We start from the raw sequence: 21,701 nt of genomic DNA on the forward strand, positions 1-21,701 counted from the left end.
ACTGTTGTTTCGCGAAATAATATTAGCAATATCCTTCTCGAAAAGCATTTAATCAATTAATTACTTCTGTATGGAAACAACGTACCATATGCTCGATCATAGTCTCTCCAAGATCCGTAAATGTCGCTACCCCTCGTCTATGAAGGGCAGTTTTGAACCCTTCCGCATCAGCTCCTGCCACAGTTAGAAAATCGCAAATATCTGTTGTTACACCTACTACATGAATTTTACCTACTCCTGAAGTTCTCAATGTATCCGCTAGACCAGTTTTGAAAAAAGCATTATAGTTGGTTTTTGGTTGATAGAGAAGATTTTCATGGCCTTGATGTTTCTGAAACCAATCGTTTAATTCTCCGTATAAGAGCTGCCCATTCGTTCCTACAACATTATGAGGCGGCCATAATTCAAAATGTGGGTCATCTGGTTGATGGGCATCCATTGCAACGACAACTGTATGACCACCTGCTAAAAATTCAGTGGCTAGTTCCTGGATATAAGGGCTGATTTCCTGTGCAGGTCTCCCCACTGTTAAGGTTCCATTATCAGCAACAAAATCATTACTCATGTCAACGATTAATAAAGCTTCTTTTGGCATGTAAATCCCTCCTAAAATTTTGACAATGATTTGAATTAAAGAATAAAAAAGCTCACATTTGTGTTCATTCATTTTACTAAATTGAAAGCCTGATTACAATTTATCTAATGCTTATTCACTTCCATTTCAAGTACAAAAAAACCAAGCCCGTAATACAGCTTGGTTTAAATGACTCTCTAGTTTGTTGGTTCGTCTTCTTTAAGGTACACAATATTATTTTCTTTAATCGCTTTTGGCTCGCCATCAGCAACTTGATCCAAGATAAAGGAACCATTGCTGTATCGATCACTGACTACATAATTTTCAGGTTTCATCTCGATCAATTTGTCTTTCGTCGTGACAATCGAATACAGTTCATTGTCTTCTCCTGTTACTTTTGTCAACAACGCAATCCGATGTGGTTTTTTTTTCAGTTCTCTAAAGACCATTAATCCACGTTTCGCTCTTCCTAGAACAGAAAAGTCTGCCAGATCCATTTTCTTAACGGCTCCTCTTTGAGAAATGACCATAACGTCCGTCTTCGGCGCCTCTACGTTCATCAATACGCCGTTAACAACATAATCTGTCTCTTTCAAATTGATTGAACGTACACCAGTAGCTTTTGCTCCTATGACAGGAACTTCACTCAGTGAATAACGCAATCCAAAACCAAGATGGGTTACCAAAAAGACGTCCTGCATCAATGCATTTTCGGTTATTTCAACATTGACCACACGATCGGTCTCTGTTTTCAACTTCATTGCTTTAGTCGATTTCGTCTTATAACTTCTCCATGGTTTAAACACATTCGCTTCTACTTGTTTGATATACCCTTCTTTTGACATCAACGTAAAAGTTGGTCCAGCAACAAAATCATTGAAGCCAAAAACTTTCAAGACCTTTTCATCCGGCTCTAAACTAATGTATTGAGATAGATGGTCTCCCATTTCTTTCCATTTTAAATCGCTTAGTTCATGTACGGATCGGTAAATGACATTACCTTTGGTCGTGAAAATCAAGAGGTGTTCCAATGTAGTCAATTTGTCTACAAAGATCGGGTAGTCTCCTTCTTTCATTCCCACATCTTCCGCAGGTGAAGCTGTATAAGAACGCAGGCTGGTTCGTTTGATATATCCTTCATTAGTGACGACCACTACAACGTCTTCTTCTGGAATCAACACTTCTTTATTGATTTTCAATTCTTCAATTTTATCTTCCAGTTGAGTCAAGCGCGGTGTAGCATATTTCTTTTTGATCTCTCTCAATTCTGCCTTGATCACACGTTTCATTTCGGCAGGGCTGTTTAAGATTTTTTGGTAGCTTTCAATAGCTTGATGCAGTTCTTTGGCTTCTTTTTCTAGCGCCGTAACGTCTGTATTGGACAAGCGGTACAACTGTAAGGAGACAATAGCTTCCGCTTGGATCTCCGTAAACCCGAATTGAGCCATGATGTTTTCTTTAGCATTCTTTTTATCGGTACTCTTACGAATCGTCGCGATCAATTGATCCATGATAGAAACAGCTTTGATCAATCCAGTCACAATGTGTTGTCGATGTTCTGCTTTACGCAATGTGTAATGCGTCCGTTTAGTGATGACTTCTTCTTTATGTTCCAAATAAGCTCCCAACATGCGAGCAATGCCCACCTGCATAGGACGTTTATTGTCGATAGCCACCATATTGAAGTTGTAATTGACTTGCAAGTCGGTATTTTTCAATAAATACGTTAAAATACCTTCCGCATTGGCTTCTTTTCTCAACTCAACAACGATACGAAGTCCTTCTCTATCTGTTTCATCCCGTACTTCGGCTATGCCTTCAATCCGTTTGTTCAGACGAATCTCGTCCATTTTACGGACCAAGTTAGCCTTGTTCACTTCATAAGGGATTTCCGAAATGGTAATTTGCTGTTTACCACCGCGCAGTTCCTCAATCTCCGTTTTTGAACGGACGATTATTTTACCTTTACCGGTTTCATAGGCTTTACGAATGCCGTCGATTCCTTGGATAATGCCTCCTGTTGGAAAATCTGGAGCTTTGATGTAATCCATCAATTTTTCGGTGGTGGCATTTGGATGATCCACATAATAGATAGTGGCATCAATGACTTCGCTAAGGTTATGCGGCGGGATATCCGTTGCATAACCTGCAGAAATACCTGTCGCCCCATTGACCAATAAATTAGGGTAACGAGCAGGCAGTACCGTCGGTTCCTCTGTAGTATCGTCAAAGTTCAGCATAAACTCTACGGTGTCTTTATCAATGTCCCGTAATAATTCATCCGAAATAGAAGACAAGCGTGCTTCCGTATACCGCATAGCCGCTGGAGGGTCTCCGTCCATACTACCGTTATTCCCGTGCATCTCGATCAGCACTTGACGTTGCTTCCAATCTTGACTCAAACGTACCATCGCTTCGTATACACTGGAGTCCCCATGAGGGTGGTAATTCCCGATAACGTTACCCACTGTTTTAGCAGATTTCCGAAAACCTTTTTCAGAAGTATTTCCTTCCACATTCATGGAAAAAAGAATCCGTCTTTGGACGGGTTTTAAGCCGTCACGGATATCCGGCAAGGCACGTTCTTGAATAATGTATTTGGAATACCGTCCAAAGCGATCTCCCATGACTTCTTCTAATGTAAGCTCTTGAACCTCATTTTTATTCTCCATCTAGCGCACTTCCTTCGTTCTCTGATTCATTGTCGTTCATGATTTGTGAATTTTCCAAAATACTTCCGCCTTCTTCAAGAGAAAATTCTACATGGGATTCGATCCATTTTCTTCTTGGTTCCACTTTATTGCCCATTAATACGGAAACCCGTTTTTCAGCTTGAGCCACGTCATCAATGCGCACCCGAATCAAGGTTCTGGTTTCTGGGTTCATTGTGGTGTCCCATAGTTGGTCCGCATTCATTTCCCCTAACCCTTTGTACCGTTGCAAGACATAATTTTTCCCAAAGTCTTTCGTTACGTCGACCAATTCATCATCTGTCCAAGCATAAGCGACTTTTTCTTTTTTGCCGAACCCTTTGGATAACTTATACAATGGAGGCAATGCCAAGTAAACTTTTCCAGCTTCGATTAATGGTTTCATGTAACGGTAGAAGAACGTCAACAGCAATACTTGGATGTGCGCTCCATCCGTATCCGCATCGGTCATGATAATGACTTTATCGTAATTGCAGTCCTCAATATCAAATTCTGGACCTACTCCAGCACCAATCGTATAGATCATCGTGTTGATCTCTTCATTTTTCAGAATATCTTGAATGCTGGCTCTTTCAGTGTTGACGACTTTTCCGCGCAAGGGCAGAATAGCTTGGAATTTACGATCTCGACCTTGTTTCGCTGAACCGCCAGCCGAATCTCCCTCCACCAAATACAATTCGTTTTTCTTCGCATTTTTACCTTGTGCCGGTGTCAATTTACCAGAAAGCAAGCCGTCATTCTTTTTGCGTTTTTTCCCTGTTCTGGAATCGTCACGCGCTTTACGAGCAGCATCACGCGCTTCTCTAGCTCTGATCGCTTTACGAACGAGCTGTTGGCTTAATTCGCCGTTCTCTGTGAGGTAATAGTTCATTTGGTCACTGATGACTGAATCGATTGCTGAACGGGCTTGAGGGGTTCCTAATTTGCTTTTAGTCTGCCCTTCGAACTGCAACAGGTCTTCAGGGATCCGAACCGAGATAACAGCAGCTAATCCTTCACGAACATCACTGCCTTCAAGATTTTTGTCTTTTTCTTTCAACAGATTCACTTTACGGGCGTATTCATTAAAGGTTTTGGTCAAAGAAGTTTTCATTCCAGCTTCATGAGTACCGCCGTCTTTTGTCCGTACGTTGTTAACGAATGATAAGATGTTTTCTGAGTAGCCATCGTTGTACTGGAAAGAAAACTCGACTTCGATACCATTGCTGTCCCCAGCAAAATACGCTACAGGTGTTAATGTATCTTTGTCTTCATTTAAATAATCCACAAACTCTTTGATGCCTTCTTCATAATGGAAAACATCTGATTGATCATTGCGTTCGTCGATCAATTCAATGCGGACATTTTTCAGTAGAAAGGCCGATTCTCTTAAGCGCTCAGACAAAACATCGTAAGAAAAAGTCGTCGTAGAAAAAATAGACGGATCCGGTTTGAAGTGGACAGTCGTCCCATTTTTCTCTCGAGTAGCTTTTTTAATCATATTTCCTTTAGCTTTACCGCCATTGATAAATTCTTGCGTGTATTGTGAACCATCACGATACACCGTTACGGAAAGTCTTTCTGAAAGTGCATTGACCACACTGGCCCCTACACCGTGTAAACCACCAGATGTTTTATAGCCGCCTTGACCAAATTTTCCACCTGCATGTAAAACGGTAAAAATAACTTGGATCGTTGGAATCCCCGAAGAGTGCATTCCTATAGGCATCCCACGACCATTGTCTCTTACTGTCACACTATCGTCTTTGTGCAAAGTCACTTTGATTTCATTCCCAAAACCCGAAAGGACCTCATCCACTGAATTATCTACGATCTCATAAACTAAGTGATGCAATCCTCTGGTGTCCGTAGACCCGATGTACATACCTGGTCTTTTGCGGACGGCTTCCAATCCTTCTAATACCTGGATGGAAGAGTCATTATATTCATATTTGTCTTTTGCCATATCTTTCAAAACTCCCTACACCATACAAATTCTTTTCTTACATGTATTGCTTTGATTATTTTTTTGAATGAACTTTACATCATGTATCAAGTCATTTTAACATACTTATACCGTTTACAGAGCATTTAAAAAGAACATTCAAATCATACCTATTTTATGAATCTTAGTCAACTAGTCGAGGAACAGACTCTTTTCTATTTCCGTCAACCAAACTAAACCGAATAGGTGTTCGGTTTATTATACCAAAAATTTCTCTAAAATGGCAGTTTTCCTTCAAATCAGCTTTTTCGAAACCACTTTCTTTCCCGAAAACAATCCTTTTTCTCTTTTATCCTGTGTAGTATTTTAAAAGAATAAATGGTAAAATGAGTCGTACGCAGCAAATCAAGTTGGTAAGGAGAGAAATTGATCGATGACAACAATACTCATGTTTGTTCTATCGTACCTTTTAGGATCGATTCCCTCAGGCGTATGGATTGGGAAAAAGTTTTACAATACAGATATCCGTGAATATGGAAGCGGCAACACAGGGACTACCAATACCTTTCGAGTGCTTGGAGTAAAGGCAGGAATAACTGTTTTAGCAGCAGATGTTCTTAAAGGGACATTAGGCGCTAGTCTGCCTTATTTTTTTCATTCTGATTTAAACCCTATGGTAGTGGGGCTTGCAGCTATTTTGGGACACACTTATCCTTTATTTGCCCAGTTTAAAGGCGGTAAAGCAGTTGCGACCAGTGCAGGGGTATTGCTGGCCTATAATCCACCATTCTTTATCTATTGTATTGCATTGTTTGGTATATTATTGTACTTTACACGCATGGTGAGCTTAAGCAGTATGACGGCCTTAGTTCTCATTACTTTTTCCACTTTGTTCATACACGACTGGGTGTTAACAATCATTGCCTTTATCCTGACAATATTTATTACGTATCGTCACCGAGATAATATCACCCGTATCAAGAATGGGACTGAAAGCAAAGTTCCATTTGGGTTTCGTTATAAAAATGAAAACTGATCTGTCTTGTTCTTATAAAAACCAGCGAAGCAGGCAGCTTCTCTTTTGTTTTCAAAGTCAAAGACGCAAAAAAGGCTGTCTCAAAATTGAGACAGCCTTTTTCTTGTTCTATACTCTTTGACGTTGGCAAATAAAAAATAGTTTCCTTTTCAGTTGAACCTTTTAGAAACTCATCCCCAACAATTTCTTTGCCATCGCCAGCATATGAAGAGCCCCTTTTCCTGCTTTTTAAAACGACCGGAAAACAGTCGTTAATTAACTTGGATGGAATATTTCGTTTGGAATGTCTCTTGAGCGGGCAGCGTTTGAATGCCTAGTTTATCTTCCAGCTTACCTGAAGCATCAACGGTATCGGCTATTCCATGCCACGGTTCAATACATACAAAAGGAGCTTTTTTCCCAGGAACAGACCATACCCCAACATAAGGGTGATTTTCAAATGTAACCTCTACAGAATGAGGCGTTTTATCAGATTGTATGCTAAAAGTATTGCTGTTTTTCACTTCAAATACTAACGCATCGTTATCAAACAATTCTCTATCCAAACGCAATGTAGTGTTTGTTTGAGCTAAAGTTGTATGAGCGGTATCTGCATAAGGACCCTGCAGCGGAATTTGTTTTCGAGATCGTCTTGGCAAAAAGCTCAAGTAATAATCTTCGAACTTAGTAGACTCAGTCAAAGGTACATTAAATCCAGGATGTCCGCCTATAGAGAAGTACATCTGTTCACTGTCAGCTGTATTTTTAACTGAATAGGATACTTGTACTGTATTTTCGATAACTTCATAAGCTATAAGGAGAGCAAAATCGAACGGATACAGTTGTTTGCTTTTTTCGCTGGAAGTCAATTGGAAAACGACTTTTTGCTCTTCTTGTTCCACCAATTCAAAGTCTTCGTCTCGAGCAAATCCATGTTGTGTCATAGAATAAGTCTGGCCTCTATAGGTGTAGGAATCTTCTTTTAATCGGCCTACTATCGGAAACAACACCGGAGACTTTCTATTCCAATACTCTTTATCTCCTTGCCATAAGTACTCTATTTCCGTTCCGTTGCTCCGGATACTTTGCAGTTCTGCCCCTTTTGAAGCAATCTCTACAGTTAAGTAGTTGTTTTTTATGCTGACGGTCATCTACATCATCTCCTATAATTCTCTAATTGTTGACTAAGCGCTTGCTTTAGAATAAGAAAAATAACCTCACATCCGAACATGGAGGCTTTTTTCTAGTTGATCGAGCTGCTCACTGCAGCCCGGTCATCATTTTTCAAGCATGTGCACTAACTTTTCGTTCTTGATACGAATGTAAGTCCCTTTCATACCAAGCGATCTAGACTCAATGATTCCGCCAGATTCTAATTTTCTTAAGGCATTGACAATCACAGACCTGGTAACGCCCACTTCATCAGCCACATTGGCTGCCGTTAAACGTCCTTCCAATCCATCTAATTGTTTGAAAATAGCTTTTACAGCTTTTGATTCGCTGTAAGACAACGTATTTAAAGCCAGTTGAACCGTAGCATCGTCTCGAGCATCTTTTTCCACTTCTTGTTTCTTGATGTTCAAGACTTCAATCCCTACAATAATGGCGGCATGTTCTCCAAGAATCAGGTCGCTGTTGTCAAACTCAGGTGTTTCACGCGCTAAAATCAGCGTTCCCAGGCGTTCTCCGCTGGCAAAAATAGGAATGATCGTGGTCAGCCCTGACGTAACTTTTTCCCGCGATTCTATAGGGAAAACCGTATAATCACTCTCAATACCGATGTTTGCCGTAGTGAGAGTTATTTCCAACATGCTGTCTGCATATTCTTTCGGAAATTTCTTTTCGATCAACATTTGTTTGACGCGATCATTGTTGATCGCGTGTTTTTCAAAGAATCCTAACAAATTTCCTTTTTCATCAATCAAATACGTATTGACTTTCAAAATATCGCCTAAATTTTTAGTTAAATTCGTAAAAGGCAGTTGATCGGTATCTTTATTTCCTGAATCAACGATTCCTCCAACTGTTTGAAGGAGGCGATTCATGTTGCGCATTTTTTCTAGTAGTTCTTCCATTTTTCATCCACCACCAAGTTACAGAATATAACGACTCAAATCTTTATCGGCAACAATATGTTGCAGTTTATCATCAATGTAATTTTCCGTAATTGTGATTTCACCCATTTGCATATCAGGAGCTTCAAACAATAAGTCTTCCAATACTTTTTCTAAAATGGTATGCAATCTGCGGGCACCAATGTTATCCGTTTCCGTATTCACTTGGTACGCAATATCCGCCATTCGTTCAATGGATTCATACGTGAAGGTGACGGTGATATTTTCTGTTTTGAGCAATTCTCGGTATTGTTTGACCAAGGCATTGTTAGGCTCCGTTAAAATCTTAACAAAGTCATCTTTCGTCAAATCATCTAATTCTACGCGAATCGGGAAACGTCCTTGCAACTCGGGAATCAAGTCACTTGGTTTAGACACGTGGAAAGCACCTGAAGCGATAAACAGTACGTGATCTGTTTGGACAGTTCCATATTTTGTGCTGACGGTAGACCCTTCTACGATAGGCAATATATCTCTTTGAACTCCTTCACGAGAAACTTGGCCATCATTTTTTCCTTTAGAAGTGATTTTATCGATTTCATCAATAAAAATGATACCGGAATTTTCAGCCAATTTAACGGCTTCCGCATGGATATCTTCCGCATTAACCAGTTTTTCAGATTCTTCTTGAACAAAGATTTCTAGCGCTTCTTTAACCGTTACTTTTCGTTCCACTTTTTTCTTAGGAGACAATGCGCCTAATGTATCAGAAAGATCGATACCCATTTGCTCCAAACCGGCATTCATTGGCGAATTCATCGTTTTCTTTTGTTCGTCTACTTTAATTGTGATCTCGCGGTTGTCTAAAATCCCATCACGAATTTGTTGTTGGATATTCGCGCGATTGGTAGAAATCTCAGGAGTGACTTCTTCTGATTCTTCTTCCATCGGATCAAACTGATTTGGATTGATGCCCATATTTTGAAACATTGCTCCGAAAGGATTGTTCGCATTATTTGCTTGTCGCTGTTCTTTTTTGATGCCGGGCACTAAAATTTTAGCCACACGTTCAATCGCTCTTTTTTCAGCTTGAACGTATACTCTGGAATATTGTTGTTTCTTCACGATTTGGACCGCTGATTCCACTAAATCCCGAACCATTGATTCTACGTCGCGTCCAATGTAGCCCACTTCAGTAAACTTAGTAGCTTCAACTTTGACAAATGGCGCTTTGACAATATAAGCTAATCGTCTGGCAATTTCTGTTTTACCTACACCCGTTGCTCCGATCATCAAGATATTTTTAGGAGTGATCTCTTGTTGCATTTCTTCGCTTAAGTGTAAACGACGGTAGCGATTGCGCAAGGCAACAGCCACTGATTTTTTTGCTTTGTCTTGTCCGATGATATATTTATCTAATTCTGTGACTACTTGTCTTGGAGTAATATTATCTAGTTCGTTCATTATCCTTCACGTCCTTGTATCTTTTTTTCTATCTTATTTGAAAGTTTTAAGGTTTAGTTGAATTCTTCCACGATGATATTGTGATTGGTAAAGACACAAATATCTGCAGCTGTTTCCAGTGCTTCACGTGCGATTTCAGCAGCAGAAAGGTCTGATCCATGTTTTTTTAGCGCTCTTCCTGCAGCTAATGCAAAATTCCCGCCGGACCCGATCGCTAAAATACCGTCATCGGGTTGAATCACTTCACCGTTACCTGAAACTAATAGCATTTCATCTTTATTCATGACGATCAATAAAGCTTCTAATTTTTGCAACGCGCGATCTGTACGCCACTCTTGAGCCAATTCAACAGCTGCACGGGTCAGATTGCCTTTATATTCATTTAGTTTGTTTTCAAACTTTTCTTCCAGTGTAAAAGCGTCTGCCACACTGCCGGCAAATCCTGTAATTACCTCATCGTTGTATAAGCGTCTTACTTTACGGGCAGTGCCTTTCATGATGACTTGTTCGCCCATTGTTACTTGACCGTCACCAGCCATCGCGCTTTTACCATTATGTTGAACAGCAAAAATAGTTGTAGAATGAAACTCTGTCATATTAATTCCTCCATTTAACTACACCCAGGCTCTCTTAAGCTCTAGGATGAAATTGACGATAATTTTTTTGTAAGCTTTCTTTTGTTACATGAGCATAAATTTGGGTCGATGATAAGCTTGAATGTCCAAGGAGTTCTTGAACAGTACGCATGTCTGCACCGTTGTTCAACAAATGTGTCGCAAAGGTATGTCGGAGCATATGCGGATGAATGTCTGATGTAAGACTGCTTTTTTTGATGACTTGATTCAACACGTATTCAATTCCTGTAGGTGTGATCCCATCTCCATGGTGATTCACAAATAAGGTCTTGTGTTCTTTATGGTGCTTCTGCATCAACGGTTTACGTCCTTTTTCCAAGTAATGCTGCATCGCAACTGCCGCATAATGTCCAAATGGAACATAGCGTTCTTTATTGCCTTTTCCATGGACCAATAATACATTTAACTCGAAATCAATATCTTGTAACTGAATACCGGCACACTCGCTGACACGAATACCTGTACCGTAGAGAACTTCCAAGATAGCTTCATTGCGCATGTCTAATGGCCCATCTCCTTGAACGGTTTGAAAAAGGACATCCATTTCTTTCTCATAAAAAAATCTTGGCAATCTCAAATTTTTCTTTTTTAAGTGAACATAAGAGAAAGGATTGTCTGTCACGAGTTCATTGCGCAATAAAAATTGATAAAATGCTCGCAGACTCGATATTTTTCGAGAAACACTATTTCGACTTAATTTTTTTTCATTTAATTCTCCCAAGAAAATCCTGACATCTTGGATGGAGACTGTATTAAACGCCGATTCTCCCGTTTGATTTAAAAATGCATTAAATTGTTCAATGTCTTCTTGATAAGCTTTTTTTGTGAGAACGGAATAATCCCGCTCTGAAATCAAATAATTTAAAAAAAGCTCGATCAATTTTTGATTGTTCACAAAAATCCCTCCACTCGTACGACAAAGTAACTTTATCATACCAGCAAAGGGATTACAATCGATTGGGAACTCTTTAAACGAAACTTAATCCGATAAAAATCATAGTTCTTTGACCGATTAAATGAATCTAAACCACTTCAAGCTGTGGCGTTTGATAAAACTCGTGAAGCAATTTTTTCATTCCATAAAATTGAAAAGGTCCTGCTTGATCCTTGTTTTATCAATAGATTATTTTTGCAATTCTTCTTCGTAGTCACAGTGGCTGCAGATAACTTGTTTGCCTTTAGCAACTTTTTTCTCTACTAGATAATGCTCGCACTTAGGACAATTTCGACCGATCGGCTTGTTCCAAGAAACAAACTCACACTCAGGATAACGATCACATCCGTAAAAAATACGGTTCTTTTTCGATTTGCGTTCAATAACATGGCCTTCTCCACAAGTTGGACAAGTAACGCCGATGTCTTTAACAATGGCTTTCGTGTTACGACATTCCGGAAAATTGCTGCAAGCATAGAATTTTCCATATCTTCCCATTTTAATGACCATCGGATGACCACAAACCTCACAATCAAATCCGGCTGGTTCATCTTTGATTTGGACCTTTTCCATTTGCTCTTCAGCAATCTCAACCGTTTTTTCAAATGGTTGATAGAAGCGATCGATGACATTGACCCATTCTTCTTTTCCGTCTTCAACTTGGTCTAAATCTTTTTCCATTTGAGCGGTAAAGTGAACATCTACGATTTGAGGGAAGTACTCTGCAATCAGTCCGTTGACGATTGTTCCCAATTCTGTAGGTTCAAATCGTTTGGCAGCTAATTTAACATAATATCTTCGTTGGATCGTTTCCAATGTAGGGGCATAGGTAGACGGACGTCCAACACCATTTTCTTCCAACGTTTTGATCAACGTTGCTTCAGAGAAACGAGCTGGCGGTTGAGTGAAATGTTGCTTAGGTTCAATATCAACTGTCTTAGCCGTCTCGCCTTCTTCCATAGGTGGTAAAATGTTGTCTTTTTCTGTTTTGCCGCTTTCACTGGACTCAATGTACACTTTTTGGTACCCCGGAAACTTCATTTTTTGTCCATTTGCTCTGAATAATACATCATTTCGCTCCAAATCTACTGTCATCGTATCGAAAACAGCTGGTTTCATTTGGCTGGCTACAAAACGAGACCAAATCAAGTTATACAATTTATACTGGTCTTTGGACAAATATTTTTGGATTTCTTCCGGCGTCCGTTTCACACTGGAAGGACGGATTGCTTCATGGGCGTCTTGGGAGCCTTCTGATTTTTTTCCCACACGAGGTTTCGCATTGGCATATTCCGGACCATAATTTTCATTAATAAAGTCATGAACTTCGCCTTTAGCAGTATCCGAGATCCGTGTAGAGTCGGTACGCATATAAGTGATCAAGCCTACTGTTCCACCACGTCCAAGAGCGATTCCTTCATACAACTGTTGCGCGGTCATCATGGTTTTACGGGTTTTAAAATTGATTTTACGGGCCGCGTCTTGTTGCATACTGCTGGTGGTAAATGGCAGCGATGGATTCCGTTTACGTTCTTTTTTAACCACTTTTGTTATTTCAAATTCATCGCCATCAATTAGCTGAATCACTTTTTGGGTTTCTTCCGCATTCGTCAACTTTGTCTTTTTACCGTTTACTCCATAAAAAGCTGCTTTGAATTTTTTAGTTCCTTTTTTGAAATTTCCATCAATTGACCAGTATTCTTCAGGTTCGAAGGCGGCAATTTCTTCTTCACGATCACAGATCAATTTTAATGCGACCGATTGGACACGACCTGCACTCAACCCTTTTTTGACTTTTTTCCATAGGATAGGACTAATCGTATACCCTACTAAACGGTCTAATACACGTCTGGCTTGTTGAGAATCGACGAGGTCTAAATTAATGGAACGAGGTTCTTTAAAAGCCCCTTTTACAGCGTCTTTCGTAATCTCATTAAAGACTACACGATTTTTATCTTCTATATCTAAGCCCAACAGATAACACAAGTGCCAAGCGATAGCTTCCCCTTCTCTATCCGGGTCAGCTGCGAGAAAAACTTTTTCAGCTTTTTTTGCGTATTTTTTCAATTCTTTGATCAAAGGTCCTTTGCCTCGAATGGAAATGTATTCTGGTTGGTAATGATTTTCCGTATCGATCGCCATGCGGCTCTTAGGTAAATCACGTATGTGACCTAAACTGGCCACTACTTTATAATTTCTTCCTAAATATTTTTCAATTGTTTTTGCTTTAGCAGGTGATTCCACGATCACCAAATATTTATAGGCCAATAAAATACTCCTTTCAATTGAACGTATTCGTTGTATTTATCACTGGTTTGAATAACTAACTGAAATCGTAAATCATCTTATGCTATTCAAGTGGTATTTGTCAACTATTCAAATGAAAGCTTTTTAATTTTTCTAGAAATGACGTCTAAAAAAGAGGGGCTCAAAAAAGACAGCTAAAAGCTGAAGCAGCAGTCTTTTGTTTTGTTTTTTTAGATTTATCTTTCGAGAAAAATAAAAAAAGAAAAGTTTTTTTTATAAACGATAGTTTTGTGTCAGCATTTCTCCATTCAATACACAAGTAGCACCTTGTACAATCAAGTCATTGGTCCCCGCACAAAAAGGATTTGTAATAGCTCCCGGCACAGCAAATACTTCCCGCCCTTCACGCAAGGCTAAATTAGCCGTTATTAAGCTGCCGCTGCGGTATTTGGCTTCAATGACTAACGTTCCTGAACTGAGACCAGCAATGATTCGATTCCGCATAGGAAAATGATGTTTCAATGGCTTGGTTCCTATAGGGTATTCAGACAACAGCAGATGATTATCAGCTATCTCATCTTGCAGTTCTTGGTTTTCTTTAGGGTAGTAACAATCCAAACCGCAACCAATAACAGCGATCGTTTTACCTGAATGATGAAGAGCTAATTGATGTGTTTGGGTGTCTACCCCTTTAGCTAACCCGCTGACAAGTACCAACTTTTTCTCGATCAAAGTTGGTACAAATTGCTTCAGCACCTCTGTAGTGTATGGACTATGGTTTCTTGAACCGACCACAGACAGCAAATTTTCTTTTACCAGGCTGATATCGCCTTTATAAAATAATAAGGCAGGCGGATCATAAATGTGTCTAAGGTATTCTGGAAAACGAGGATCGAAAATGGATACCCAATGAATGTTCTTTTTTTGGTGTTCTTGGACTACTTCTGCTAACGGAATAGACTGGTAACTCTCGTAAAAAAGAGTTCTTTTCTGTTCTACGAGTCCTGCACTGTCGGCCAATTCTGCTAATGTACAATCCGGATTTTCCATAACGGCCACGATCATCATGATACGTTGGCTGGAATCCACACCTCTGCATAAGGATAAATGGAGCATAATTAAATTTAACTGTTCAATATTCAACATCTCTCTGTCCCTCCCTTTAATTAAACATACGTAGAAATAGAGAAATTTTTTTAATCCTTGAAATGTTTTTGACCACGCAAAGAAAACTAGGACACTGGTCCTAGTTTCTGTTTCTACTTATTATAATGAAGAGTGTTGTTGCCGATAAGCTTCTCGTACAGGCGCAAAACTGTGGCGATGAATAGGAGTAACACCTAATTGATCTAAACCATTCAAATGTTCCTTAGTCCCATACCCAGCATTTTTTGAAAATCCATAACCTGGATAAATGGAATCATACTCTTCCATCATACGGTCTCTGGTTACTTTGGCAATAATACTAGCCGCTGCGATTGAAACGCTCTTGGCATCCCCTTTAATAATGCTTTCTTGAGGAAATGAAAGAGGCAATTTCATAGCATCTATCAATAAATGATCTGGTTGAACCTCTAATTGTTCCACAGCTTCGATCATGGCCAGTTTTGATGCTTCATAAATATTCACTTGATCAATGACCGTTGTGTCTTTGATGCCAATACCGATGGCTAATGCTTCAGATTGAATCACCTCAAAGAGTTCTTCTCTTTTAGCTAAAGACAATTGCTTAGAATCATTTATACCGATGACATTAAAATCCTTTGGTAAAATGACAGCAGCAGATACAACAGGCCCTGCCAAAGGCCCGCGGCCCACTTCATCGATCCCGGCAACTAGTTTTTTTCCATGAGACCACGCTCGTTTTTCGTAAACCAGCATTTCCTGAAGCTTCATTTCTTTCAACTGTTGTTTTTCTATTTTTCGTTCCCAACTGTTTAAGGCGGTCAGGGCACCTTTGCGAGAATCTAATCGAAAAGCATCTAAACGCTCATCTGACGGATCCGTGATCGTCTGTAAAACCTTTTTTATTTCTGCGATACTAAGTGGTTTATTGGCATCAATCATTCGTTTCTTCTCCTTCAGATTCTTGTACAGGTACAACATCTAAAGTAAATGGACTTATTTTTCCATCACGAATCTCGTATAAGACCATTTCTGCAGCTCGATTGTAATCATCTCTAAAGCCACGTTTTTCACTGATCAACATCAATAACTCTGGATTATCAAGAGTTAATTCTTCTGTTGTCAAATTGTAGCGTTTGGCTAAAGCGGCAGGATGATTTTCTTTCAAAAACCCTAATCCATATAATACAATGTCATCTATATTCAACAGCGTATCTTTGATAGCTCCTGTCAATGCCAGTTTTTTCCCTATTTCGGGATCTTCAAACTTCGGCCATAAAATTCCGGGAGTATCCAATAATTCGATTTCTTTTCCCAATTTAAGCCATTGTTGGGCTTTTGTGATCCCTGGTCTGTTTCCAGTTTTTGCAACATTTTTTTTCACTAAACGATTGATCAGGGTCGATTTCCCAACATTGGGGATTCCGATACTCATGGCTCGAATCGGACGGGGCTTCATGCCTTTTTCAGCCATACGATCAAATTTAGGCTGCATCAATTGTTTAGCTCTGGCAGTAATCTCTTTAACCCCTTTGCCTTCTTGAGCTACGATCGGAATAGCAGGAATGCCTTGGTTTTCGAAGTAGTTGACCCATTGCTGCGTAGCTTTTTTATCGGCCAAATCACTTTTGTTTAAGATCATGATGCGTGGTTTGTGTTGAATGATTTCATCCAACACCGGATTTCGACTGGAAATCGGCAGTCTTGCATCCACCAGCTCAAAAACGACATCCACTAATTTTATTTTTTCAGATACTTCTCTTTTGGCTTTGGCCATATGACCTGGATACCATTGTATTACTTTCATACCATTCACGTCCTTTATTTCAATCATTGTTCCAAAAAGAAAAACTAACCTTTCCATTCCACCAAAAAGTTTCTGGTTAGAATCTCTTGATTAGTTTTATCCTATTGTACAGTGTTGTGTGCTACTCATTTGCTGGATTCATATCTCCAATATCGCTTAACGGCCAAATTCTTAAATCAGTTGTACCAACAATCGCACTTTCTTCCACAAACCCAAAGTAACGGCTGTCTTTTGAGTTGATTCGGTTATCGCCTAATAAAAAGTATTGTCCTTCAGGGACTTTTTCTATTCCAGTCAAGATAGACAAATTAAAGTCATCCGTAAAGTTGTCTGATTCATCTAAGGTAAAATACTCAGCTGCCAAATACTCTTCTGGTACTTCTTCCCCATTAACGAATAAAACATCATCTCGTACTTCTATCGTGTCCCCAGGCACTCCGATCACCCGTTTAATGTATTGTTTCCCTGGATCATCAGGTGCATCGAATACAACAATATCAAATCGATTGATATCCGCTACCTTGTTTAAGATCAGACGATCATTATCGTGTAACGTCGGAACCATTGAATCGCCCTCAACACTTACTGCAGCAAACAAAAAGTGGCGTACCAGCATAAAAATCACTAAAGCGACCACAATATACAGTAAGGTACTAAAAAATTCTTTCCATTTATTACAAGGCGTATTTTCCGGTGGGGCAGTCTTTCTTTTTTTTGAAGGGTATTTGTCTCTTCGAGGTTCATAGGACTGGTTCATTTGTCCTTGTTCTGCATCACGGTTATTGTTCATTGCTATCTCCTACCTTCATCCTTTAATTTACGATAGATATACGTTCAAATGGATAGTATACCATAACCGCTTCCCCTATAATCATTTCCGCTGGTATAGGTCCATAATAACGACTATCATGGCTCAAGCGCCGATTATCTCCCAATACAAAATAATGTCCCTCTGGAACCAATGCTTCTCCCGTCAGATTCTCAAGGGTAAAATTTGAAGTCCAAACGCCACCCGCTGTTTTGACATAATCGTTCTCCAAAAACTGCTCATTGATCGGTTCATCATCGATAAACAACTGATCATTTTCATACCGGATACTTTCTCCAGGAAGACCAATCACTCGTTTTACAAATGTCCGATTTGAAGAATCACGAAAAACGATCACATCAAATCGGTTGATTTGGTGAATAGTTTCAACGATAATTTGATCGTTTTGTTGAAATGTAGGAAACATCGAAGAGCCGTCAATGGAAACTGGAAGAAAAATAAAATACTTGATAATCGATACGGCAATTGCTGCAAAGAGCACTGCTTTCAACCATCCTTTGCCATTTTCCTTCCAATATTTCTTCATATCATTTCGCTCCAAACTTTATTTATCTTTATCATACTAAAAAAGTGCTGAAATAACTATGTTTTTGTTGCCGCTCCGAAAAAAAGAAGACAGAACTACCTCCATCTTCTTTCTTTCTCTATTCACCTGATTGTTGCAAATGGTCCAAAGCTTCCTCATACTGCGTGTCATTTGAATCAATCAAATTGCGCAATTCTGTAATCAGCATAATAGCCGTTTCTTCTGTCACGACACCATCAACCGTCAACTCTTGATCAGCTTGGAACGTTTCAACTGCTTCAGCAGTGGCTTCATCAAAATGTCCATCCACTTCACCTACATCATAACTCAAAGCATCGATCACTTTTTCTAAATTCGCCACTTCTTCAGATGTGTCACCTTCTTGGTAGGTGGCCGAAGAATTGATCATTAAAAGATAAGCATATTCAGGTAATTCCGCTGCAATATCAGGTTCAATACCTTTATCATGGATCCAATTTCCGTTTGGCGTCAGCCATTTGGCAATCGTTAATTTCAACTCGCTTTCATCTGCAAAAGGAATCACAGATTGTACTGTCCCTTTTCCAAATGTCGTCGATCCCATAACAGTGATATCAGCAGATTCTTGCAGTGCACCTGCTAAAATCTCTGATGCACTGGCACTTCCTTCATCAACTAACAGAACAGATGGCTCTGTCACTTGAAAATCTCCCATTGAAGCATCATCTGCAACAACGGGAACTGGTTCTTGATCACGTTCTTGAGTTTGAACAATCGTCTCACCATCTTCTAAAAACATATTGGAAATATTAATGGCTGCATCCAATAAACCGCCTGGGTTCTGGCGGACATCAAAGACAAATGAGGTAGCTCCTTGAGCTCTCAAGTCTTCCACGGCGGCGACCAATTCGGTATAGGTTGGTGTAGAAAAACTCGTGATGCCGACATAACCGACTGTCGGATCTGATTCATCTAAATTATAGACCACCGTTTCTACCGGAATCGTATCTCGTGTCAGCGTAACTTCAAACGTATTGTCTCCTCGCTGGATTGTCAAAACGACTTCAGACCCTTTTTCTCCACGAATGTAAGACACTGCCTCATTTAAAGAAAGGCCGCTCAATTCTTGGTCATTTGCTTTTAAAATAATGTCATTCGGCATCAAACCAGCTTTTTCTGCTGGAGAACCAGCGATTGGGGACACGATCATAATGTAATCCCCCTGTTTTTGGACCTCAGCGCCAATGCCTTCAAAAGAAGCATCAATGCTCTCATTCAAAACAGCAGAATCAGATAAATCTAAATATTGCGTATAAGGATCTCCTACAGCATTTGTCATCCCAGAAAGAGCACCTTCCATTAAGTCTTCACTGCTCACTTCTTGAAAATATTCTGTCATCAACGTGTTATAGACCTGTTCAAACTTTGTATAATCGATCCCGCTTGTACTGGTGACGGCAGATTCTGATTGACTAGATGAAACTGCATTAGATGATTCGGGTTCCGTTGGTGCAGAGATAGAAGCATGTGTTGCTAAAAGAGTAAACCCTACAGAAAGCAATGCTACCACAATTAGAGACACCACATACGCTACTGGATGAATACGCGTTCTTTTTTTCTTGTTCGAATCATTATTCATAGATAGCTCCTTTCTGCTTGATAATAGTCGCTTGATTTAATTCCTTGAAAAAAGTGTACCACTTACCTAAAAAAATGACTATCCTTTGATTTTTAAAGCAGCATCTAAGGCAATAACAATCATATCGTTAAAAGTAGTTTGACGCTCTTCAGCTGTCGTTTCTTCTCCAGTGATCAAATGGTCACTGATGGTTAAGATCGTCAATGCTCTGCGGTTGTATTTGGCAGCCAAAGTGTACAGTCCAGCAGCTTCCATTTCTACAGCCATTACACCATAGTCTGCCAATTTTTTCTTATCTAACTCTTCATTGTAAAAGCGATCCGCAGACAATACATTGCCAGCACGCATTTTCAATCCTTTTTCAGTTCCGATCTCATAAGCTGCTTTCAGCAAATCAAAGTCAGCAATCGGTGCAAATTGAACTTGTCCATTGAATGTATTCATTACTGCACTTGAATCGGTAGTGGCTGCTTGGGCTAAAACCACATCGCGAACTTTGATGTCAGCCTTCATTCCTCCAGCAGTTCCCACACGAATCAAGTTCTGTACATTGTATTGTGTCATCAATTCTTCTGCATAGATCATCATAGAAGGAAGCCCCATCCCTGTACCTTGTACAGAAATACGTTCCCCTTTATATGTCCCTGTGTAACCAAACATATTTCTAACCGAATTGTACTGCTCTACATTTTCTAAAAAAGTTTCCGCGATGTATTTTGCTCTCAATGGATCTCCTGGTAATAAAATCGTTTCTGCAATTTGTCCTTCTTTTGCTTCGATATGTACACTCATATCTAATCCCTCCATTTAGTCTTCAGTTTGTTATTTTTTAGTAGCCAAATACCGTTCCCATGCTTCATCAAATATGGTCATCGTTTCTAAATACGAACCGTTCATTTCTAAATAGTGACAAAGTTCATGGTAATCCTTGGATTGCTTTGGAAAACTTGAGTCTCGAAAAGCTGAATTCGCAAAAATCGTCACCGGATCTTTCATATCTGCATCTCTTTCAGTCATCAGATATTGGTAGAATGTGCGTATCATCGTACTTGCCCCATTTGTTGTTTATTCGCATATGCCTCGCGCTCCACTTTTTCTTGTTGGTAGCGTTCAGGATTTTTGCGGTAAAATTCTTGATGTTCTTCTTCTGCCTCATAAAAAGGACAGCTGTCTTCAATGGTCGTCAAAATCGGTTTAGAATATTTCCTGCTGTCTTGCAGTGCCTGTTTAGAAGCTTCGGCAGCTGTTCGTTGAGCTTCATTGTGCACAAAAATCACTGGCCGATAACTGCTGCCGCGGTCCATAAATTGTCCCATAGCATCTGTAGGATCTGTCTGCTTCCAGTAAATTTCGACTAAATCCGCATAAGAGATTATCTCTGGATCGAAAGTAATTCTAACGGCTTCTGTATGTCCAGTCAGTTGCGACTTTACCTCTTCATAAGTAGGATCAACAGTTTGACCGCCAGTATAGCCGGAAATCACCGATTCAATACCGGGTTGTTGATCAAAAGGGGATACCATGCACCAAAAGCATCCACCAGCAAAAATAGCTGTTTCTGTCATGTTCATTAACCTCATTTCTTTTATTCAGTGGTTGAAGCCGGGATATGGACATTCACCAATAGTTCGTTTTCTACTAAATCGATTCGTTCGGCGGAGAAGAAAATACCGCTATCTAATTGGAAATCATTTAAGTTCAAGGTGATCGTTTCTGTTTCCCCATCGATCACTACCCATTCGGGAATCGACAACTGATTACCCAGTTGATTCATTACAAATGAAATCGGCAGATTCAATTGTCCTAAAGACAACTGGTCTGCTTTTAGTTGTATATTTCCATTATCGGTTACAAATGGATCCATATACAAATTAAACGGCACCTCAAAGCCAAATACTTCAAAACTTCCTGCAAGTTGAAAATTCTCATCCAGCAAGACCTCATAATTTACATTGCTTCCTGTTACTTCCTCATCAATGTATTGGTTCATCAATTGTGTGACTTCTTCTTTCTGAGCAGCTACGCTAAAGGTCATGACATCTTCTGTATTTACGGGTCTTTCATTGACTTCTCCATATCTGACCGGTTGCAGTTGTTGAACAAACCAGATTCCTGTTCCTATAAGAATAGCTGCTAAGGTCAAGAATGCCCATTTCCATATATTTAGCGGTTCTTTTCTTTCTTTATCCATTCTTTTTTCGTCCATAGTACCTCCTTTTAAGTTGCATTATAGCAGCT

20 protein-coding genes are annotated in these 21,701 nt (G+C 39.6%); 1 reads left to right on the top strand and 19 read right to left on the bottom strand.

Annotation, left to right across the window (positions count from 1 at the left end):
• Positions 1-52: 52 nt before the first annotated feature.
• The 3 genes from ACEN36_RS03875 to parE form a co-directional block, all read right to left on the bottom strand.
• Positions 53-595 carry a cysteine hydrolase family protein gene (locus tag ACEN36_RS03875; protein WP_407125990.1) on the bottom strand — a complete coding sequence of 181 codons (543 nt, stop codon included), beginning with the start codon at positions 593-595 and terminating at the stop codon, positions 53-55.
• 176 nt (positions 596-771) lie between these two features.
• Positions 772-3,246, bottom strand: coding sequence for a DNA topoisomerase IV subunit A (gene parC / locus ACEN36_RS03880; RefSeq protein WP_407125991.1), 2,475 nt, complete (start codon positions 3,244-3,246; stop codon positions 772-774).
• The gene (parE, locus tag ACEN36_RS03885; RefSeq protein ID WP_407097303.1) at positions 3,236-5,230 is read right to left on the bottom strand and encodes a DNA topoisomerase IV subunit B; all 1,995 of its coding nucleotides are present in this window, start codon (positions 5,228-5,230) and stop codon (positions 3,236-3,238) included. Before parE ends, parC begins: the two co-directional genes overlap by 11 nt.
• Before the next feature lie 412 nt (positions 5,231-5,642).
• Here parE and plsY point away from each other — a divergent pair, with 412 nt between their 5' ends.
• Positions 5,643-6,245, top strand: coding sequence for a glycerol-3-phosphate 1-O-acyltransferase PlsY (gene plsY / locus ACEN36_RS03890; RefSeq protein WP_407102840.1), 603 nt, complete (start codon positions 5,643-5,645; stop codon positions 6,243-6,245).
• A gap of 251 nt (positions 6,246-6,496) precedes the next feature.
• Here the strand turns inward: plsY and ACEN36_RS03895 are convergent, their stop codons facing one another.
• The 16 genes from ACEN36_RS03895 to ACEN36_RS03970 form a co-directional block, all read right to left on the bottom strand.
• A complete protein-coding gene (locus tag ACEN36_RS03895) occupies positions 6,497-7,375 on the bottom strand; it encodes an aldose 1-epimerase family protein (RefSeq protein ID WP_407097305.1) in 879 nt (292 codons plus the stop codon).
• Positions 7,376-7,501: 126 nt separating this feature from the next.
• On the bottom strand, positions 7,502-8,299 hold the full coding sequence (gene codY / locus ACEN36_RS03900; RefSeq protein WP_407125992.1) for a GTP-sensing pleiotropic transcriptional regulator CodY: 798 nt from the start codon (positions 8,297-8,299) through the stop codon (positions 7,502-7,504).
• Between the two features lie 18 nt (positions 8,300-8,317).
• Positions 8,318-9,742, bottom strand: coding sequence for an ATP-dependent protease ATPase subunit HslU (hslU, locus tag ACEN36_RS03905; RefSeq protein ID WP_407097307.1), 1,425 nt, complete (start codon positions 9,740-9,742; stop codon positions 8,318-8,320).
• A 53-nt stretch (positions 9,743-9,795) separates the two neighbouring features.
• Positions 9,796-10,338 carry an ATP-dependent protease subunit HslV gene (gene hslV / locus ACEN36_RS03910; protein WP_407102839.1) on the bottom strand — a complete coding sequence of 181 codons (543 nt, stop codon included), beginning with the start codon at positions 10,336-10,338 and terminating at the stop codon, positions 9,796-9,798.
• 34 nt (positions 10,339-10,372) lie between these two features.
• Positions 10,373-11,272, bottom strand: a complete 900-nt coding sequence (xerC, locus tag ACEN36_RS03915) for a tyrosine recombinase XerC (RefSeq protein WP_407097309.1) — start codon at positions 11,270-11,272, stop codon at positions 10,373-10,375.
• A 228-nt stretch (positions 11,273-11,500) separates the two neighbouring features.
• Positions 11,501-13,579, bottom strand: coding sequence for a type I DNA topoisomerase (gene topA, locus ACEN36_RS03920; RefSeq protein ID WP_407125993.1), 2,079 nt, complete (start codon positions 13,577-13,579; stop codon positions 11,501-11,503).
• 252 nt (positions 13,580-13,831) lie between these two features.
• Positions 13,832-14,704, bottom strand: a complete 873-nt coding sequence (dprA, locus tag ACEN36_RS03925) for a DNA-processing protein DprA (RefSeq protein ID WP_407102838.1) — start codon at positions 14,702-14,704, stop codon at positions 13,832-13,834.
• A gap of 120 nt (positions 14,705-14,824) precedes the next feature.
• Entirely contained in the window at positions 14,825-15,625 is an 801-nt protein-coding gene (locus tag ACEN36_RS03930) for a ribonuclease HII (RefSeq protein ID WP_407125994.1), read from the bottom strand.
• Positions 15,618-16,490 (bottom strand): ribosome biogenesis GTPase YlqF, encoded by an 873-nt coding sequence (ylqF, locus tag ACEN36_RS03935; protein ID WP_407102836.1) that lies wholly within the window; start codon positions 16,488-16,490, stop codon positions 15,618-15,620. The genes ACEN36_RS03930 and ylqF overlap by 8 nt, the downstream gene beginning before the upstream one ends.
• 121 nt (positions 16,491-16,611) lie before the next feature.
• The gene (lepB, locus tag ACEN36_RS03940; RefSeq protein ID WP_407125995.1) at positions 16,612-17,280 is read right to left on the bottom strand and encodes a signal peptidase I; all 669 of its coding nucleotides are present in this window, start codon (positions 17,278-17,280) and stop codon (positions 16,612-16,614) included.
• A gap of 22 nt (positions 17,281-17,302) precedes the next feature.
• On the bottom strand, positions 17,303-17,845 hold the full coding sequence (lepB, locus tag ACEN36_RS03945) for a signal peptidase I (protein WP_407102834.1): 543 nt from the start codon (positions 17,843-17,845) through the stop codon (positions 17,303-17,305).
• A 118-nt stretch (positions 17,846-17,963) separates the two neighbouring features.
• Positions 17,964-19,463 carry a S41 family peptidase gene (locus ACEN36_RS03950; RefSeq protein ID WP_407102833.1) on the bottom strand — a complete coding sequence of 500 codons (1,500 nt, stop codon included), beginning with the start codon at positions 19,461-19,463 and terminating at the stop codon, positions 17,964-17,966.
• A 78-nt stretch (positions 19,464-19,541) separates the two neighbouring features.
• A complete protein-coding gene (gene deoD / locus ACEN36_RS03955) occupies positions 19,542-20,255 on the bottom strand; it encodes a purine-nucleoside phosphorylase (RefSeq protein ID WP_407102832.1) in 714 nt (237 codons plus the stop codon).
• A gap of 30 nt (positions 20,256-20,285) precedes the next feature.
• Complete coding sequence (locus ACEN36_RS03960) at positions 20,286-20,507, bottom strand: YozE family protein (protein WP_407102831.1); 222 nt, start codon at positions 20,505-20,507, stop codon at positions 20,286-20,288.
• Positions 20,504-21,028 (bottom strand): peptide-methionine (S)-S-oxide reductase MsrA, encoded by a 525-nt coding sequence (gene msrA / locus ACEN36_RS03965; protein WP_407125996.1) that lies wholly within the window; start codon positions 21,026-21,028, stop codon positions 20,504-20,506. Before msrA ends, ACEN36_RS03960 begins: the two co-directional genes overlap by 4 nt.
• 20 nt (positions 21,029-21,048) lie before the next feature.
• Positions 21,049-21,669 (bottom strand): YpmS family protein, encoded by a 621-nt coding sequence (locus ACEN36_RS03970; protein ID WP_407102829.1) that lies wholly within the window; start codon positions 21,667-21,669, stop codon positions 21,049-21,051.
• Positions 21,670-21,701 lie beyond the last annotated feature (32 nt).

It is taken from the genome of Desemzia sp. FAM 23989, from assembly GCF_045528345.1.
GTDB lineage: Bacteria > Bacillota > Bacilli > Lactobacillales > Carnobacteriaceae > Desemzia.